General features: G+C 67.9%; 15 protein-coding genes. 12 read left to right on the forward strand and 3 right to left on the reverse strand.

Features of this window, described 5'->3' with window-relative positions:
* The first annotated feature begins 2 nt into the window (after positions 1–2).
* The 3 genes from ASC93_RS10635 to ASC93_RS10645 are packed head-to-tail and all read left to right on the forward strand — an operon-like array spanning position 3 to position 4,047.
* On the forward strand, positions 3–1,175 hold the full coding sequence (locus ASC93_RS10635; RefSeq protein ID WP_056440963.1) for a TAXI family TRAP transporter solute-binding subunit: 1,173 nt from the start codon (positions 3–5) through the stop codon (positions 1,173–1,175).
* The gene (locus tag ASC93_RS10640) at positions 1,172–3,016 is read left to right on the forward strand and encodes an SLC13 family permease (protein ID WP_056440966.1); all 1,845 of its coding nucleotides are present in this window, start codon (positions 1,172–1,174) and stop codon (positions 3,014–3,016) included. Before ASC93_RS10635 ends, ASC93_RS10640 begins: the two co-directional genes overlap by 4 nt.
* Positions 3,013–4,047 carry an ABC transporter substrate-binding protein gene (locus ASC93_RS10645; RefSeq protein ID WP_157201846.1) on the forward strand — a complete coding sequence of 345 codons (1,035 nt, stop codon included), beginning with the start codon at positions 3,013–3,015 and terminating at the stop codon, positions 4,045–4,047. Before ASC93_RS10640 ends, ASC93_RS10645 begins: the two co-directional genes overlap by 4 nt.
* On the opposite strand, the gene ASC93_RS10650 is transcribed toward ASC93_RS10645, so the two are convergent.
* Positions 4,044–5,459 (reverse strand): hypothetical protein, encoded by a 1,416-nt coding sequence (locus ASC93_RS10650; protein ID WP_056440972.1) that lies wholly within the window; start codon positions 5,457–5,459, stop codon positions 4,044–4,046. The two genes, ASC93_RS10645 and ASC93_RS10650, sit on opposite strands and share 4 nt — an antisense overlap.
* An 842-nt stretch (positions 5,460–6,301) precedes the next feature.
* On the opposite strand from ASC93_RS10650, the gene ASC93_RS10655 reads away from it, so the two are divergent.
* The 9 genes from ASC93_RS10655 (at position 6,302) to ASC93_RS32020 (ending at position 14,676) form a co-directional block, all read left to right on the forward strand.
* Positions 6,302–6,784: a winged helix-turn-helix domain-containing protein gene (locus ASC93_RS10655; RefSeq protein ID WP_056440977.1), complete on the forward strand. Its 483-nt coding sequence runs from the start codon at positions 6,302–6,304 to the stop codon at positions 6,782–6,784.
* A 53-nt stretch (positions 6,785–6,837) separates the two neighbouring features.
* A complete protein-coding gene (locus ASC93_RS10660; RefSeq protein ID WP_082547927.1) occupies positions 6,838–7,887 on the forward strand; it encodes a poly(3-hydroxybutyrate) depolymerase in 1,050 nt (349 codons plus the stop codon).
* A gap of 19 nt (positions 7,888–7,906) precedes the next feature.
* A complete protein-coding gene (locus tag ASC93_RS10665) occupies positions 7,907–8,422 on the forward strand; it encodes a hypothetical protein (RefSeq protein ID WP_056440980.1) in 516 nt (171 codons plus the stop codon).
* 31 nt (positions 8,423–8,453) lie between these two features.
* Complete coding sequence (locus ASC93_RS10670; protein ID WP_082547928.1) at positions 8,454–9,062, forward strand: DUF2589 domain-containing protein; 609 nt, start codon at positions 8,454–8,456, stop codon at positions 9,060–9,062.
* A 2-nt stretch (positions 9,063–9,064) separates the two neighbouring features.
* Positions 9,065–9,340 carry a hypothetical protein gene (locus ASC93_RS10675; RefSeq protein ID WP_056440983.1) on the forward strand — a complete coding sequence of 92 codons (276 nt, stop codon included), beginning with the start codon at positions 9,065–9,067 and terminating at the stop codon, positions 9,338–9,340.
* Positions 9,333–9,878 (forward strand): hypothetical protein, encoded by a 546-nt coding sequence (locus tag ASC93_RS10680; RefSeq protein ID WP_056440987.1) that lies wholly within the window; start codon positions 9,333–9,335, stop codon positions 9,876–9,878. Before ASC93_RS10675 ends, ASC93_RS10680 begins: the two co-directional genes overlap by 8 nt.
* 234 nt (positions 9,879–10,112) lie before the next feature.
* Positions 10,113–12,698, forward strand: coding sequence for a bifunctional aconitate hydratase 2/2-methylisocitrate dehydratase (gene acnB / locus ASC93_RS10685; RefSeq protein WP_056440989.1), 2,586 nt, complete (start codon positions 10,113–10,115; stop codon positions 12,696–12,698).
* Positions 12,699–12,772: 74 nt separating this feature from the next.
* Positions 12,773–13,741, forward strand: coding sequence for a sulfurtransferase (locus ASC93_RS10690; RefSeq protein ID WP_056440990.1), 969 nt, complete (start codon positions 12,773–12,775; stop codon positions 13,739–13,741).
* Between the two features lie 110 nt (positions 13,742–13,851).
* Entirely contained in the window at positions 13,852–14,676 is an 825-nt protein-coding gene (locus ASC93_RS32020) for a hypothetical protein (protein ID WP_229412677.1), read from the forward strand.
* A gap of 213 nt (positions 14,677–14,889) precedes the next feature.
* On the opposite strand, the gene ASC93_RS10700 is transcribed toward ASC93_RS32020, so the two are convergent.
* Positions 14,890–15,276: a hypothetical protein gene (locus tag ASC93_RS10700; protein ID WP_056440996.1), complete on the reverse strand. Its 387-nt coding sequence runs from the start codon at positions 15,274–15,276 to the stop codon at positions 14,890–14,892.
* Positions 15,277–15,290: 14 nt separating this feature from the next.
* A complete protein-coding gene (locus ASC93_RS10705) occupies positions 15,291–18,560 on the reverse strand; it encodes a winged helix-turn-helix domain-containing protein (RefSeq protein WP_157201847.1) in 3,270 nt (1,089 codons plus the stop codon).
* Positions 18,561–18,725: the final 165 nt, after the last annotated feature.

Consider the following 18,725-nt stretch of genomic DNA (forward strand, 5'->3'; position numbering starts at 1 on the left):
ACATGCCCAATCCTCCCATTCCGGCGCTGCTCATGCGCCGCTGGCAGCAGCACGGCCGCAGCGCCCGCCTGCTCGTCGCCACCCTGCTGCTCGTACTGGCCGGCGTCGCGGCATGGTCGGTGGTCGAACTGATCCCGCACCGCTACGCGCTGACGATCTCCGGCACCGACATCACCAGCAACCGCCACTTCTTCGCCAAGGCCCTGCAGGAGGCCGCGGCCGCCAACGGCGTCGCCCTCACGCTGCGGCCCACCGACGGCTCGCAGGAAGCGCTGGCGCTCGTCGCGGCCGGCAAGCTGGATCTCGCCTTCGTCCAGGGCGGCCTCGACCTGCCGAGCGCGAACGTGGTGCAGGTGGCGACCGTGACGTCGGAACTGCTCCACTTCCTGGTCCGTCCCGGCATCGTCGACATCGCCGGCCTGCGCGGGCATCGCGTCAACCTCAACAGCCGCAAGGGCGGCACGCGCCTCGTCGCGCGCCAGATCCTCGCCTTCGCCGGCCTGCGCGACGGCATCGACTACGTGGAGTCGAACATCCCGACCGAGGACCTGCTCACGCAGCGCGGCGACCGCCTGCCCGACGCCATCGTGGTCACGTCGTTCGCGCCGTCCGACGTCGTCGACTACCTCGTCCGGCAGCACGGCTACCGCCTGCTCGACGTGCCGTTCGCGTCGTCGTTCGCGCTGCGCCACGAGTGGGCGGCCGAGGCGGAGATCGGCGCCCTCATGTACAGCGCGGCGCCGCCGGTGCCGCCGCACGCGATCAAGACGGTCGGCGTCAAGCTGTCCCTGGTCGCCAACCGCGGGGTCGACGCCGGGGCCATCGTCAAGGTGCTCGACAGCCTGTACGGCCCCGCGCTGGCGGCGCGCCTCAAGATGCACCTGGACGAGGCGCTGATCCTGTCGGCCAGCGCCTATCCGCCCGCCGAGGGCACGCGCCGCTTCATCGAGCGCGACAAGCCGCTGTTGTCGCGCGAGCTGCTGGACAAGCTCAAGGCGGCGATGGGCCTCGTGGTGTCGGTGTATTCGGGCTTGCTGGTCGTGCTCAAGTGGTTCCGCCAGGTGCCGCTCGCGCTGGCCGCGGCCGACGCCGATCCGCGCGCCGAACCCATCGAACCCGGCGAGCCCGATGAGCCCGACGGCCCGCGCCCGGACCCCGCGCAGGAGGCGCAATGATGGATACCCTCGCCAGCGCGGCCGCCCGCCTGCAGGCCGACCCCGTGATCGGACGCGCCAGCCGGCCCAGCCTGGCGCGCCTGGTGGCGCAGGCGGGCCGCCTGCAGTTCGGTGCCGGCACCGCGATCTATGCCGCCGGTGCGGGCGCCGACTGCGTCTACCTGCTCGTCGAAGGCGCCGTCACGCTCGTGTCGCCGCAGGGCGTCCGCCGCGCCGTCCGGGCGGGGCGTTTCGGCGAGGAGGCGGCGTCGGATGCGCATGCCTACCTGACCGGCGCCGTCGCCGTCGAGGACGCCACCGTGCTGTGCCTGCCGCGCGCCGCCGTGCGGGCCCTGCTCGACGCCAATCCGATGCTGCAGACCGATCTGCTGTTCTCGCTGACGAGCAACCTGGCCGGCGAAACGCTGGCGCGCCCGGCGCCGCCGGCGCCCGCGCCGCGCACGGGCTACCGCCGCCACGCCGCGCCCGGCTGGCTCCTCGTCAGCGCGGCGGCGCTGCTGACGCTGGCCTGCGGCGGCGGGCACGGCATCGACCACGGCGGCGTGATCTTCCTCGCCATCTTCGCGGCGACGATCGCCATGTGGATCTGCAACCTCGTCGACGACTACATCCCCGCCCTGTTCGCCCTGCTGGCGACGCTGCTGACCGGCCTCGTGCCGGTGCCCGTCGTCCTGTCCGGCTTCGCCTCGGACGGCTTCCTGATGGCGCTCAGCACGCTGGCGCTGGGCACCGTCGTCGTCAGTTCCGGCCTCGGCTACCGCGTCATGCTGCTGCTGTTGCGCCGCCTGCCCAACCGCCAGCGCTGGCACAACGTGGGGCTGTTCGCGACGGGCCTGCTGCTGACGCCGCTGATCCCCACCGCCAACGGCCGCATCGCGCTGCTGGCGCCGTTCTACGCCGACATGGTCGACAACCTGCACCTGGCCCGCCAAGGCCGGGCCGCGACCCGGCTGGCGCTGAGCTGCTTCAGCGGCGGCACGCTGTTCTCGGCCATCTTCATCACCAGCAAATCGGTCAACTTCGCCGTGTTCGGGCTGCTGTCGCCCCAGGGCCAGGACCATTTCCAGGGCGCGGCGTGGCTGCAGGCGGCCCTCGTCACCGCCGCCGTCCTGCTCGCGGCACACGCCTGCGCCGCGTGGTTCGGCTGCCGCAACGCCGAACGTCCGCACCTGCCCCGGGCCCGGATCGACCAGCAGTGCGCCCTGCTGGGCGAGCTGTCCGGCCGCGAATGGGCGGCGCTGGCCGGGATCGGCTTCATGGTGACGGGCATCGTCACCAGCTCGCTGCACAAGGTGCAAGCCCCCTGGCTGGGCTTCGCGATGCTGTTCGGCCTGTTGTTGTGGGGCACGCTCGACAAGAAGGAACTGAAAGAAAAGGTCGACTGGACCTTCCTGCTGTACCTGAGCGGCATCACCGGCATCGTCGCCGCGTTCAACCGCCTGGGCCTGGACCACGCGCTGGGCACCCACCTGTCCGCGCTCGGCACCAGCATGCGCGACCATTTCGCCCTGTTCGTGCTGCTGCTCTATGCGCTCGTCAACCTGATCCGGCTGGCGGCGCCGAGCAACGCGACGAGCGTGATCCTGGCCACGATCCTGATGCCGCTGGCCCAGGTGAACGGCGTCAACGAATGGCTGGTCGGCTTCATCATCCTCGTGTTTTCGGAAGTGTGGTGGCTGCCCTACCAGTGCAGCTACTACCTGCAGATGCAACAGCTGAGCGGCGGCGCGGCGCCCTACGACGAGAGGCGCTTCCTGTGGCTCAACGCGCTGCTGAACCTGGCCAGGCTGCTGGCCGTCTACGCGAGCTTTCCGTACTGGGACATGCTGGGGATACGATGACACGCACACTCGAGAAAATCATGCTGGCCCTGTTCATGGGCGGCGCGCTGCTGCTGTTCGGCTGGTACAACGTCAGCAAGCCCAGCATCCTCGTGCTGCACAGCTACGATCCGGACTACGCCTGGGTCCGGGACGTCAACGTGGGCCTGAACCGGGTCCTCGACAAGACCTACCTCTACCGGGTGCGCTGGTACTACATGGACACCAAGCGCCACCCGTCGGCCGGCTTCAAGGCCAGTGCCGGCATCGCCGCGCGCAACGTCATCGCCTCCATGCGTCCCGACGTCGTCATCGCGGTCGACGACGACGCCCAGCAGTATGCGGCGCGTTTTCTCGTGGGCGACCCGCACGTCGCGGTCGTGTTCGCGGGCGTGAACCGCGCGGCCGCCGACTATGGCTACGCGCGCGCGGCCAACGTCACCGGCATCCTCGAACGCATCCCCCTCGACGCCATGCGCGAGGCGCTGGGCAGCGCCGCCGGCCTCGCGCCGCCCGGCCGGGCGCTGCGCGTCGCCTACATCGGCGACCAGTCCGAATCCGTCGACGGCGACGCCCGGCAGGTGCGGCGCTACGACTGGAAGCCGCTGCAGCTCGGCACCGTGCTGCAGGTCGACACCTGGCCCGCGTGGCAGGCGGGCGTGCTGGCGCTTGCCGCCTCCCACGACGTGCTGCTGGTGAGCGGCTACCGGCGCCTGCGCCGCTCCGGCACCGACGCCGGCCTGGTCCCCGCGCGCGAGGTGGTGGCCTGGACGGAGGCCCATTCGAAGGTGCCGGTGATCTCGTTCAACGGCTTCTTCACGGAAGACGGCGGGATGCTCGCGATCGGCACGTCGCCCTACGAGCAGGGGGAAGTCGCGGGCAGGCTCGCGCTGCGGATCGCGCTGGGACGGCGCCCCGCCGCCACGCTGCCGGTGACGACGCCGCAGCAGTTCACCGTCACCATGAGCGGCTCGAGGATGCGCGCCAGGCGCTTCGTGCTCCCGCACGTGTACGAAGCGGCCGCGCGCACCGGCAACCAGTATCTGCCTTAACCGGCGCCGATGGCCGGCGGACCCGCCGCCGCGTCGACGCCGTCGGCCCGCGCGGTGGCGGCATCGGCCGGCATGTCGAGCATCCAGGGCTGCAGCACGCGGCCGAACATGGTCTCGAACATCGCGCCGGCCTCGGTTGCCGCGAGCCGGAACTGGCGGCGCAACTCCTCGCCCACACGCGCATCGGTCGCGGCGCCGTAGCGCTGCTGCAGGGTCTGCATGCCGCGCAACTGGTCCTGCAGGGGCGTGAGCAGATCGGCCGCCGCGCGCCCGCCGACATAGGCCCCCTGGCTCATGCCCATCAGCGTCAGCAGCGTCGCCGAGATCTGGATGTTGCCGAGCTCGTCCGCGCCGCTCGCGATCACATAGGCCGCGATCACGCAGGTGAACACCAGCATCTGGAACTTGTAGATGTCGAAGCGCCGGTTGGTCAGCAGGAGACCGCTCGGCCGGCCCTTGCCCTGCGGCTCGGCGATGGGCGCGGTGAACCAGCCGAGCTGCTGCACGTACTGGTAGATCGCCGGTTCCAGGTTCTTGCGGATCGCCGTCGCGGCCTGGCTGGCGGCCGTGCCGGCCGTCGAAATGCCGATCAGGTACAGCAGATCGGTCGACAGGTCCTGCAGCAGGCCGGTGCGGAGCCACTGGTAGAACAGCAGCGTGGCGACGATCAGCGTGAACACCAGCATCTGCAGCTGCGACAGGCTGGCCTGGCCGTTGGCGCCCGTGATATTCCACGGCAGCAGCCGGCGCCAGGTGCCCCACCAGCGCCGCCGCGCCGCGCCGGGCATGCGCGCGGCCGGCGCGATGGCGGCGCCCGCCACCAGGTAGAAGAACGCCGCGAACAACAGGGCCGCGACGATGCTGGCGCCCTTGTTCGATACCGTGACGGGCAGGTCGCGGCCGAAATAGGCGTGTCCGCGCGCGCCGTCGGCGTACGCGAAGGCCGCGATCTTCAGGTGCAGCGATGCTTCCCGCTCCCAGAACTTCCAGAACGGCCGCCGGCCCTGCCCGCCTCCGAACTCGTCGATGCCCGGGACACGAAAGTACACGCGGGTGCTCGACCGGGTGCGGGTCTCGTCGTGCGGATCGCTATCCTTGACGACGTCGACGTTCTCGACGACGAGCGGCACCGTCCACGCCTCGCGGCCGCGCCGCAGCTCGAAGTAACCGAGCACGCACACCTTGTCCAGCTGTTCGGCGAAATTGGGCGTGATGCCCAGGTACGTCACGGTGCCGCTGGCCAGGCTCGGCGACGGCAGCGTCACCTTGGCGTTGTCGAGCGTGGCGATGGCGGCGGCGATCGGCGCCTGCACGCCGGCGCGCGCCGTGCAGGCGGCATCGGCGCTCCCGTCCGCGGCCCGCGCACCGTCGATCGCCAGCGCGCAGGCCAGTATGCAGAGTACATGCTTCATGTCCTTCCTCCGTGGGAAGTGCCCGGCGCACCGCGCGCCGGGACCCAGCATTATCGTGAGGCCGCCGGCGCCGCCGACGCTGACGCAAGCTGACCATGGCGCCCACGTCCGCCAGAATCGGCCAGCGCGCGCGCCCGGCGCGTCGCCAATATGGTCCTTCCCGGGATTGAAAGCCGATGCCGGCGTCCCGTTACCGGCAATTCAATCCGCTCCGGGCGGCGTGTCCGCGCTACCGGGAAAAAGTCTGTTCCAATGAATCGACCGGCGTTGCATTCAATGGATGAATCATCGGCGGCTTATTCGGGCGAAATCATTCCGGCGCGCGCCATCCTTTGAAATCGCATCGCCGAAAAAAGGCCCGCTATTGTGCGGGCCTTTTTATTGAAAACCGTCTTGCATGGATTAAACGTGCAGATCGTCACGACCTTTGATATTAAGCAAAGGTCATTCAATTAATTTCAAAGCACGATTAATCATTTGCAGAACCGCGCCCGGTAGTCTCGTGGTTTTGCCTATTGATCTGCATCAAACTTTGAAAAAAAATAACTGGACGATTAAATGGAATCGGAAATCTTTATCGCCCGCCGATTCAAGCGACGCGATGAATCGGACATATAAACAACGCCGCCATGCATTCCGTTTTGAATCCGATTTGTTTGCCAGATATTGTCAGAATTTTAGGTATTCACCGACCTACCATTTGTTCGTCAGTTAATCGAATAGAGACGAACATCATGAATCTACTTTTACTCGGGCATGCCACGCATGATCTGGCATCGCTGTTTCAAAGCGCCGGATATCAGGTCATTGAAGTAAAAGACGTCGTTTCTTGCTGCCGCCATTTGAAATCCGGCCTGCCGCGCCGCCCGCCCGCGCCGCCGGCGCCGGACGGGGACGGCGCGGATGCCAAGGGCATCACCATTTTCAATCCGGACGCGCAGGGCTTGCGGCTCGACGCGGACGGACAGCCGGAGCAGTTGCTCGAATACATCCTGAGCCTGGCCCGGCAGCTCAATCCCGGCTGGCACCTCAGCATGCGCTACCGCCGCCTGGAAGCGCCGAACGGCGCCGAGATGGCGCTGACCAGCCTCGAATTCAACTTCATCAAGATGTTCGCCATGGTCGAGACGGGCGAAGCCATCTCGCGCAAGCAGATCGTGCAGGCGTTCGGCGAAGACTACCTCAGCTACGACCAGAACCGCATCGACACCATGGTCAGGCGCCTGCGCCGCAAGGCCGAATCCGACCTCGGCCTGAAGCTGCCGCTGAACACCGAGCGGGTGCGCGGCTACTCGTTCGGCGACCTGCTGATCATCGATCCCTGACCGTCCTCCGCGCCGCGGCGCGGCGCTTTTTTCCTTCAATCCGGAGATATCCCATGAAACGATTACGATTCGTGTTGTCCCTGTGCGCCTGCCTGTCCGGCGCCGCCCATTCCGCCCTTGCCGCCGAACACCTGCCGGGGCTGGACGCCGACCTGTCGCGCACGTCGGTGTCCGGCATCTCGTCGGGCGGCTTCATGGCCGCCCAGATCGCGACCGCGTATTCGAGCCGGATCATCGGCGCCGGCATCATCGCGGCCGGACCGTTCTACTGCGCCGGCAGCACGGGCTCGACGGATTTCCAGAAGAACGCCCTGTCGTTCTGCATGGCCCCGGTATCGAGCGCGGTGACGGCGAGCGGCAAGGAGGCGTTCCGCCTGGCGCAGCAATTTGCCGCCGAGGGCAGGATCGATCCGGTGGCCGGCCTGAAACGCCAGCGCATCTATATTTTCAGCGGCGCCAACGACAAGACCGTCAAGACCCGGGTCGTGGACGAGACGGCCGCGTTCTACCGCGCGGCGGACGTCCCGCCGGCCCAGGTCCGGTACGACCGCAACCCGGACGCCGGCCACTCGATCGTCACCGCCAATCCGGACGACCTGCCGTGCAGCGCGGAGGAACCGCCGTACATCAACAACTGCGGCTTCTACCAGTCGCACGTCCTGCTGCGCCACATCTATCCGGGGCTGACCGCGGCGCCCGCCACGGGCACGCTGCACGGCCGCATGGTGCGTTTCGGCCAGCGCGAATTCCTGCAGGGCACGCGCACGAGCATGGACGCCAGCGGCTGGGTCTACATTCCCGCGTCCTGCGAACAGAACCGCTGCGCCGTGCACGTCGCCTTCCACGGCTGCCAGCAGGGCCGCTCGAAGATCGGCGACCTGTTCTACGACTGGACCGGCTACAACGAATTCGCCGACACCAACGGCCTCATCGTGCTGTACCCGCAAGTGCGTGCCGCCGACATGCCGCCGAATCCGCGCGGCTGCTGGGACTTCTGGGGCTATTCCGACCGCAACACCTTCTTCACCCACGATGCGCCGCAGATGCGTGCCGTCATGGCCATGATCGACCGCCTGGGCGAGCCGCGCGCCGCCCATCCCTGACCTCACCCAAGGAGCTGACATGACATCCCATCCCCTCTCGCAATGGCTGAAATTCATGCGGGCCTCGCTGCCCGCCCTGCAACAGGCCGGCGCCGACTGGCCGGCGGCCCAGGCGCAGTGCGCGCAATTCGTGAAGTCCACGCTGGAACTGGGCAAGGACCTCGGCGACCTGCACGGCGCCACCTGCCTCGCGCTGCTGCAGGCGCAGCTGGGCATGCTCGGCGCGGCGTCGCCGGCGCGCGCCGCCCAGGGCCTGCTCGACGTGCACTTCGACACCATGAGCCAGTGGTACGGGCAATGGAAGACGCTGGCGGACGAGACCGTGACGCGCACCGAAGCCTGCATCGGCGACCTGCGCCAGGCGCAGAACCAGAACGACGTCTCGTTCGTGATGGCGGGCTTCCTGCGCGAGCTCGACACCGGCATGCGCAAGGCCTCCGGCGACGCGGCCCTGCTGTTCCAGTCCGCCGGCGCGGCCGCCGGCGTACTGGCCGACCGCGCCCTCGACGCGCTGATCGCGCAGTCCGCCGCCTGATCCACAAACCAACCAATCACCGGGGAACACAATGGCAATCCTGACGAGTCTGGAAGACATGGTAAGGGCCGTCGCTGGCTCGATCATGAACGCGCAGCACATGGTGGAAAAGGCGCAGCTGGCGAACATCGCCACCTTTTTCGACGATGCCCACCGGCCGACGACGATCGACGTCGAACTGCCGGCTATCCACAGCACGGCACCGGCCGAGGCCAGCCAGCTGTACCGCGTGCCGGTGCTGTCGCTCGTGCCGCACGGCTCGCTCGTGATCGGCGAGGCCGAGATCGACCTCGACGTCGAACTGGGGCCGCTCGAACACCAGGACCGCGCCAACGTGCACGAGGGGATCATCGGCCAGCTCGGCCGGGCGGCGCCGGCGGAACAGAAGGCGGGCCTGATGATCAACCCGTCCACCGGCGGCCTCGCGGCCAAGCAGGGCAACGCCGCGCACATCAAGCTCAAGCTCGTGGCCGTCGACAAATCCGAGGGGCTCGCGCGCCTGCTGAACGACGTCGTCGTGACGCAGGGGCCGGTCGCCGTGTCCACCCCGGCCGCGCGCGACGCGCGGGTCGAGGCACCGCCCCCGGCGCCCGACCCCGCGCCCGACCCGGCCCCGGCCGACGATAACGAGGGAGAGTGACGATGGCAGCCAACCAGTTCCAGATATCGAATATGCGTTTCATCAAACGCATCGTGGTCGGCAACGACAATCCGCAGAACATGAGAACCGAGGCGGAGGTCCAGGAATCGATGGACACGGTGAATAAATGCCTCGCCGGGACGCCGCGCGGCTATTTGCTGAACATCGAAAAGAGTTTTGGGCTGTACAACATCGGCGAGCACCAGATCGTCCTGCAATACGCCGTGTATCACGTCGGCTTCGACCGCAAGCCGATGTGGCTGGACGATCATGGATAAGCCCGGCGCCGGATGCCGCGCCGAGGGGCTGTGCGCGCTGCTGGAGGCGGCGCACCGCGCCGGCAACCGGGCCCTCGACGAGCTGGCGCGCCGGCGCCGTCCCGAGGCGCTGTGTGCGGCGTGCCCGCCGTTCGTGTTCGCGGCGGCGCGCGGCCAGCCCCGCCAGGCCGTCCCCGCCGAGCACTTCCACCGGCCGTATGCACTGGCGCTGGCGACGGTGGAGCTGACCCTGAACGGCTACTGCCTGGTGCGCAAGTTCGGCTGGGAGCGCCGCCGGGAAGCCGTGTTCAGCCTGGCGCGGCCGCGTCTGTGGCGCCGCCTGTTGCGCCTGGCGCCGCCGCTGGTGCTGCGGTTCAGCGTGCGCGACGGGGCGGTGGCGGTCAGCGTCGGCGCGGCCGGGCGGCGCGCGGCGCCGGATCCCCGCAAACGCCATATCCTGCTCGCGCCGGACCTGCAGGAAGCGCTGCTCGGCATGCATCGGCAGCAGATCGCCGCCAACTCGTTCAGGACACGTTTCAGGACCTGGATGCGCACGTGAAGCCGGATTCGTTCCGGCTTTTTTACGATGCCCGGGCGGATACAACGTTGCCTTTTAACGACGGATCGCTGTGCGCTACGCTCGACGCAGGCGCGATTTCATGAAGCGACGGCACGTCTTCCCGCCCATTCGGCGATTACGTCTTATGTCTTATATAAGAGCGAGGTACAATATCGTTCAGCACAGGCGAGTCATCCGCTTTCCTGATTTTCACAACGACTGAAAGAGCTTTTCATGTTAGCTGCATACCGCACCCACGTCGCCGAACGCGCCGCCCTCGGCATTCCCCCGCTGCCCCTGACGGCGGCCCAGACCACCGACCTGGTCGAACTCCTGAAGAATCCGCCGGCGGGCGAAGAAGCCTTCCTCGTGGACCTGATCACGAACCGCGTGCCGGCGGGCGTGGATGACGCTGCCAAAGTCAAGGCCGCTTTCCTGAACGCGGTCGCCAAGGGCCTGGAAACCAGCCCGCTGGTGTCGCGCGAACTGGCGACGCGCCTGCTGGGCACCATGCTCGGCGGCTTCAACATCAAGCCGATGATCGACCTGCTGGACGATCCGGCCGTGGGCAGCGTGGCCGCCGCGGGCCTGAAGAAGACCCTGCTGATGTTCGACTATTTCCATGATGTCAAGGAACTGGCCGACAAGGGCAGCGCCAACGCCAAGGAAGTGCTGCAGTCGTGGGCCGATGCCGAATGGTTCACGTCGCGCCCGGCCGTGCCGGACAGCCTGACGCTGACCGTGTTCAAGGTCTCCGGCGAGACCAACACCGACGACCTGTCGCCTGCCCCGGACGCCACCACCCGCCCGGACATCCCGCTGCACGCGCTGGCCATGCTGAAGAACCCGCGTCCCGGCATCGAACCGCAGGAACCGGGCAAGATCGGCCCGATCGCGCAGATCGAAGCGCTGAAGGCCAAGGGCCACCTGGTGGCCTACGTCGGCGACGTCGTCGGCACCGGTTCGTCCCGTAAGTCCGCCACCAACTCGGTGCTGTGGTTCACGGGCGAAGACATCCCGTTCATCCCCAACAAGCGCTTCGGCGGCGTGTGCCTGGGCACCAAGATCGCCCCGATCTTCTACAACACGATGGAAGACGCCGGCGCCCTGCCGATCGAACTGGACGTGTCGAACATGGAGATGGGCGACGTGATCGAACTGCGCCCGTACGAAGGCCGCGCCCTGAAGAACGGCGACGTCATCGCCGAGTTCAAGGTCAAGTCCGACGTGCTGTTCGACGAAGTGCGCGCCGGCGGCCGCATTCCGCTGATCATCGGCCGCGGCCTCACCGCCAAGGCGCGCGAAGCGCTGGGCCTGGCCCCGTCGACGCTGTTCCGCCTGCCGCAAAACCCGGCCGATTCCGGCCGCGGCTTCTCGCTGGCGCAGAAGATGGTCGGCCGCGCCTGCGGCCTGCCGGAAGGCCACGGCATCCGCCCGGGCACGTACTGCGAACCGCGCATGACCACCGTCGGCTCCCAGGACACCACCGGCCCGATGACCCGCGACGAGCTGAAGGACCTGGCCTGCCTGGGCTTCTCCGCCGACCTCGTGATGCAATCGTTCTGCCACACGGCCGCCTATCCGAAACTGGTGGACGTCAAGATGCACAAGGAACTGCCGGCGTTCATCGAGAACCGCGGCGGCGTGGCGCTGCGTCCGGGCGACGGCGTGATCCACTCGTGGCTGAACCGCCTGCTGCTGCCGGACACCGTCGGCACCGGCGGCGACTCGCACACCCGCTTCCCGATCGGCATTTCGTTCCCGGCCGGCTCGGGCCTGGTCGCCTTCGCCGCCGCCACCGGCGTGATGCCGCTGGACATGCCGGAATCGGTGCTGGTCCGCTTCAAGGGCGAGATGCAGCCTGGCGTCACGCTGCGCGACCTGGTCAACGCGATCCCGCTGTACGCGATCCAGCAAGGCCTGCTGACCGTCGACAAGAAGGGCAAGAAGAACATCTTCTCCGGCCGCATCCTGGAAATCGAAGGCCTGCCGAACCTGAAGGTCGAACAGGCGTTCGAACTGTCCGACGCGTCGGCCGAGCGCTCGGCCGCCGGCTGCACGGTCCACCTGGACAAGGCACCGATCATCGAGTACATGAACTCGAACATCACCTTGATGAAGTGGATGATCGCCAGCGGCTACCTGGACCGCCGCACCTTGGAACGCCGCATCAAGGCGATGGAAGCCTGGCTGGCCAAGCCGGACCTGCTGGCGCCGGACGCGGACGCCGAATACGCCGCCGTCATCGAGATCGACCTGGCCGACATCCATGAACCGATCGTCGCCTGCCCGAACGATCCGGACGACGTCAAGACGCTGTCCGACGTCGCCGGCGACAAGATCGACGACGTGTTCGTCGGCTCGTGCATGACCAACATCGGCCACTTCCGGGCCGCCTCGAAGCTCCTGGAAGGCAAGACCGACATCCCGGTCCGCCTGTGGGTCGCGCCGCCGACCAAGATGGACCAGCAGGTGCTGACCGCCGAAGGCCACTACGGCACGCTGGGCCGCACCGGCGCGCGCATGGAAATGCCGGGCTGCTCGCTGTGCATGGGTAACCAGGCGCAGATCCGCAAGGGTGCGACCGTGATGTCGACGTCGACGCGCAACTTCCCGAACCGCCTCGGCATCGACACCCGCGTCTACCTGGGTTCGGCCGAACTGGCCGCGGTCTGCTCGACCCTGGGCAAGATCCCGACGCGCGAAGAGTACATGGCGCACACCGGCGTGCTCACCCAGAACGCCGACCAGATCTACCGCTACATGAACTTCGACCAGATCGCCGAGTTCCGCGACGTGGCGGATTCCGTGACCGTCTGAGACTGAGCCTTCGGGCGTGCGGGGGCCGGGTCCTGTACCATACGGGGCCCGGCCCTTTTTACGTCGTCTCTCCTTTGAACAGCACCCCTCCTTTCGGCTTCCGCCGCGACCTGCACCGCCCGCGGCAACTCGTCACGCCCGCCTGGGTGGCGGGGCTGGTCGCCGGCGATCGCATCGCCGCGGCTCCCGCCGGCGAATGGCGCCTGTTCGAAGCCGGATGCGGCGCTGGCGAGGCGTTCGCCGCCGGCCATATCCCCGGTGCCGGCTACCTCGACACGGCATGGTTCGAACACGGCCCGCTGTGGAACAAGGTGCCCGACGCCGAACTGGAACGGCTGCTGCTCGTCCATGGCATCCGCCACGACGTCACCGTCGTCCTGTACGGGCGCAACGTCCTCGCGGCCGCGCGCGTCGCGCACCTGCTGCTGTATGCCGGCGTCGCCGATGTCCGCCTGCTCGATGGCGGCCTGGCGGCGTGGCACCGGGCCGGACTGCGCATCGAACCGGGACAGCCGCGCCGCTGGCCGGCAGCGGACGATTTCGGCGCGGCGTTGCCCGCGCGTCCCGACTACCTGGTCGACATGGTCCGGGTGCGCAGCCTGCTGGCGCGCGGCGACGCCACGCTGGTCAGCATCCGCACGTGGCACGAATTCGTCGGCAAGACGTCCGGCTACCACTACATCGACGCGCGCGGCGACATCCCCGGCGCCCTGTGGGGCCGCGCGGGCATCGAGGGCGACGTCAACAGCATGGCCGCATTTCATCGGGCCGATGGCTGCATGAAGCCGGCACAGGACATCCGCGCCATGTGGCGCAGCGCCGGTATCCATGCCGGCCGGCCCACGGTGTTTTATTGCGGCACCGGCTGGCGCGCGTCGCTGGCGTTCTTCTACGCCTGGCTGATGGATTGGGAACGTATCGCCGTGTACGACGGCGGCTGGTGCGAATGGAGCCGCGACGGCGCCAACCCGGTCGTGTGCAGGGTCGATTGCGATGCCGGCGGCACGCTGCCGGACGACGCCGCGGAAGCCGCGCGAGCCTGAAAGACAATACCGAGTTATCGATACCAAAAAACCGTTGTCGGCACTGCGGGGTTGACATAGAATCGCCATTAGTTATCGATAACTAATTCACCCACGACCCACGACCCACGATGATACTCAAACCAATTTCCTGCCGCATGCTCGCGATCGACGAAGGACGCCAACAGCTGTCCTTGATCGACACGGCCACCGACACCTTTCACTGGACACTCGACCTGTCCCCCTACCCGCTCGCGCGCGACCTGCAACGGCTCGACGCGCACCGCGTGCTGGTCGGCTACGACCGCGGCTTCTTCGAGCTGGACATCGAATCGGGCCGCGTGCTGGCAACCTGCGCCCGCTGGACGGACGTCACGGCCGTCCGCCGCCGGCCCGACGGCAGCACGCTCGTGACGGGCTGGAACCTGGACGGCACGGGCGGCGTCAACGTGCTGACGCTGGACCGCGACCTGCACCTCGCGGCCACGGCGCGCCGCGACGGCGATTACGTGCGCCTGATGCGGACGACGCCGGACGGCACCTGCCTGCTGTGCACCAACGACCACATCCTCGAGACGGCGGCGGACCTGTCGGAACGGCGCCGCTTTGCCGCGCCGGGCTTCGAGCACGCGTGGAAGGCCGAGCGGCTGGACGACGGCACGACGCTCGTGTCGGCGGGTTACGGGGCGTTCATGGTGTCGTTCGACCGGGCGGGCAACGTCGTGCATCGGTTCGGCGATGCGGCCCAGGTGCCGGCGGAAGTCGATCCGTTTTTCTATGCGAGCTTCGAGCAATTGCCGAATGGCCACCTGCTGGTCGCGAACTGGCAGGGCCATGGGCCGGACAACGGCCACAAGGGACGACAGCTGCTCGAGTTCGACGCCGGGCGCCAACTGATCGGCGCCTGGTCGGCGCCGCAGCGTATTTCGTCGCTGCAGGGCATTCTGGTCGTGTAGCGGCCAGGGTCTGTCTGCCTAACGAGAGGCCGGCGCCATCAATTTTTACGTCGTTCCCGCGGGGGCGCAAAATTGGATCCCCGCCAAGGGGGCGCCCATCCCGGGGACGACGTGCCAATGATCTCGGACATCGCGCTTTTTACCTCGTATCACTCAGACAGACCCGAGCGGCGTTCCCGGCCGCGCCTCGGCGCCGGCCGGGAACCGGGTGCGTCAGGTTTCAGGCGTGTTCTGGATCTGCGGATCGTGCATGACGCTCCCTTGCCCGGTCGAGAACAGCAAGGTGACCCCCACGAACTCCTTGTCGGAGTTTTCGTCGCTGAACGTCAACATCTTGCCATCCAGCGAAACGGAGGCATTGCTGAGCTGACGCACGCCAACCGACGGTTTCCTTTCGAAGCCGGCGAACACGAATGCATCCGGCGTCGGCGGAATCAGCTGGAAGTTAACGATCGTATTGGGGCGGGTCACCGCCACCGCATCCGGCAGCGTGGTGATGTTGTACAGGCCATCGGCGGCATTGCCGCTGCCGTCGCTGGTCGGGACGGCGATCACGATCACGTTGATGAATGCCGGCGGGATATCGATTTTCTTGCTCATGCTGGTGTCGTCTTTCAGTTGTGGAGGGAAAGGTATTTCATGTAGAGCGGCTCCCGATATCCGATCCGGGACAATCGCCCGAGCGCTGCACTTGCCGCGGTCCTGCCCGACAGGCAGAGCCGCGACCTGACCCACGGGTCGAGGATACGGAAGTCTTCGGTGTCCGCCGCCTGTGCCGCGAGCAGCTGGCCCGCGCGTTCGCATCCCTGGCGCGCCAGGGCCGTGTCGCCCGCGGCACGCGCGATGTCCGCGCGCGTCAGCCAGGTATTCGCCAGCATGACCTTGGCCAGGATGTCGGAATCGTTGCGGGCGTGTATCCGTTCGAGCCGGCCCTGCGCCGTATCCAGCGCCTGCGCCGCCGCCGCGGCGCGGCCCTCGGCCAGCAGCGCGCCCGCGGTCTGCTGCAGCGCCATCGCCTCGTGCTTGGCCCAGGTCGTATTCTTCGGGTCGAGTTGCGTCAGCTCGGCGAACTTCTTGCGCAGCACATCGAGTTGCGCCAGTTCGCCTTCGACGCCCCCGGCCGTGGCCGTCAACCGCAGCCTGGACAGTTGTACGAACGCGAGGCTCTCCTGCCACACGCGGTTGTCCGGCGCGGCCGCGACGTTCGACCGCAGCAAGGCTTCGGCACGCCGGTAGAAATCGGCGGCGCTGTCCGCGTCGCCTTGCACCAGCCTGATCCTGGCAAGATGCTGGCATGCCTCGGCCAGCTTGTTGCTCCACAACGCGTCCCGCTGCGCCGCGCCGAGCAGGCCTTGCGCGAGTTGCGCCTGGCGTTCGTACAATGCCTGGGCCTTGTCCAGCCGGCCCATCACCTCGTTGGCCGAGCCGGCCCACGACATGCTGTCGGCGAGGTCCTTGGCCAGCATATGGTCCTGCGGCCGGGCGCCGGCCGCCTTGTTCTTGAGCTCGATCGACAGGCCGAATTCGGCCGCCGCGGCGTGCGCATCGCCGCGCTTGAGGGCGAGCGTGCCCAGGCTGTTGTGGGCATACGATTGTTCGATCCATGCGTCGACATCCTGCGGCGCCATGACGCTGACGCGGTCGGTGTCGTCGCGGTACTGCTCCAGGTACCTGCGCGCGTCCTTCCACTCGCCCTGGTCGAGCCGGATCTTCCCCAGCCAGAAGGCGTTCGTACCGCTTTGCTTGAGCAGTCCCGCGCTGCGCGGCGACGCCTGCAATTGACGTTCGAGAATCGCGCGCTCCGCCTGCAAGGCCTCGTAGGCGGCGCTCGGCTTGCCGCGCGCGATATTGACTTCGCTGATCACCTGCAAGGCCTTGGCCCGATGGGTCAGCGACGCGGCGTTCAGGGCCTCGCTGCCCGAGCCGGCGAGATATCCCATCGCCTTGGCGCTGATGTCATCCAGCAGGTCGAGCCTGCCCGAGGGCCGCAGCTTGTCGGCAAATTCCCCCAGCATGAAGCCCATCAGGTCCTCGGCTTCGATGCGCCGGCGCTCGGCGGCCTGCCTGGCACGGGACGCACTGACGCCCGCCACGGTGGCGACGACGGCCAGGGCGGAAATCAAGATGAACAGGAACAGGCGCATCCGTTCGCGCAAGCGCGCCTTGTGCCGGGACGCCCGGATCAGCTCGACCTCGTGGGCCGTCAGCGACATGGCCGGCATGGCCAGCATGCCGCGCGCCTCGTCGAGCTGGGTGCCGGGCGGCAGCAGCAGGTCGGCCGGGCGCCCGCGCCCGATCCAGCGCGCGGTCGACTGCGCCACCCTGGCCCGGATGCGCAGGCTGTCGCGGTGCTCGGCGATCCACTGCGCGACCCGCTCCCAGCGCCGCAGCAAGGATTCGTGGGCGATCCCGAAGCCGGCCTCCTCGCCGACCAGCTCGCTGACGAACAGGCGCGCTTCCACCAGCGCGCCGACGAGCTCGCGCTCGGCCTGCGACTTCAGCGCCGCCCAGGGCGCGCGCCGGCTGGTGACCCGGTCGTCGTCCGCACTCACCGTGAGCAACAGGGACAATACCCGGCCGAGGGCCGCACGCGGCGCCGCGCCGAGGCCGGCCACGACATCCTCCGCGCGCACGCCCAGCACCCCGTCCAGGCCGCCCAGCCGGCGGTAGGCGTCGATGCCCAGCTCGCCCCCGGGACCGCGCAGGCGGTACAGTTCCTGCAGGGTGTACTGGAGCAATGGCAGCGCGTCCGGACTGGCGGCGGCCGCCTCGCACAACACGTCGTCGAGCCGCTCGCGGGAGTCCGGGTCGGTTGCGAAAAACAGGTTCGCGGCCAGCGCCGGCAGCCGGATCATCTGCCCGATCTCGGCGCGGCTCGGCGGACTCAAGTCGACGTGGGCGCCGTTCGCCTTGCCTTCCAATAAGACCGGCGTCTCCGCGATGCGCGGGTAGAAATCGTTGCGGCAAGCAAGCACCAGCAGCACGCGGCCGCTACGCGCCAGCCTGTCGAGCGCCGCCATCAGGGCGTCGCGCTGGTGCGCGGTGATGTGGGGCTGGGCGAAGACCGCTTCGAAGCGATCGATCACGAGCGCCACCCGGGCCCGGTCCGGCGTGCGTCCGAGGGCCTGCTCCAGCAGGCCGGCGACGGCCGCGGGATCGCTCTCCAGCAGCTGGCCCAGCCGATGCGCACTGTAGCCGTCGAACAGGCCGGCGCCGTCGAGCTGCCAGTCCAGCATCGCGCCGCCGAGTCCGGTGAACAACTGCCCGTCACTCAGGTCACCCAGGTCGATCACCGCGCTGTCGCGAACGTCCAGGCCACCCTCCCCACGCGCCAGCGCCGGCAGCAAGCCTGCGCAAATGAGCGAGGTCTTGCCGGAACCGCTCGGTCCCAGGACGAGCTGGAGCGCGCGACCGACCTGCACCTGGCGCACGAGCGACTCGACCAGCACCGTGGTGAGCTCGGCGCGGCCGCAGAACACCGCCGCGTGGTCCGCGTCGAACGCTTGCAGTCCGCAAAACGGCGACCCCGCCACCCAGCTGCCCGGCGCCGGCGCGCCCGCCGCGTTGGCGATACTCACCTCGGCAATGGCGCGGTAGCCGCGCTTGCGGATCGTCTCGATGAACAGCGGTTCGGTGGCGCTGTCGCCCAGCGCGCGGCGCAACTGGGTAATCGTCTTGTGGACCGGATTGTCGCCGTAGATCGTGCTCCCCCAGCATTGCTCCAGCAACTCCTCCGCGCTGGCCACCTTCCCCGCCCGCTTGCAAAGCGCAACCAGCACATCCATGGCGCGCGGCTCCAGCTGGCGGCAGAGCGCGCCGTCCCGCACGGTATTGCTCGCAGGATTTACCTGCCACGATCCAAACCAAAACATGCTGGCATTCATGGTCACTCGGCCGACCTCGCCACGCGGCAAGTCAACATTACTCCATAAAATCAATGACTTATGAATCGGAAGGTTTCCGGAAGGTTAGAACGACCCGGATCCGCATACAGTTTATCTCGTAGCAACAAATTTACGCAAAACAATTCTTTGTTTAATCATCAACAA

The organism is Massilia sp. Root335, from assembly GCF_001425685.1.
In the GTDB taxonomy this organism is placed as follows: domain Bacteria; phylum Pseudomonadota; class Gammaproteobacteria; order Burkholderiales; family Burkholderiaceae_D; genus Telluria; species Telluria luteola.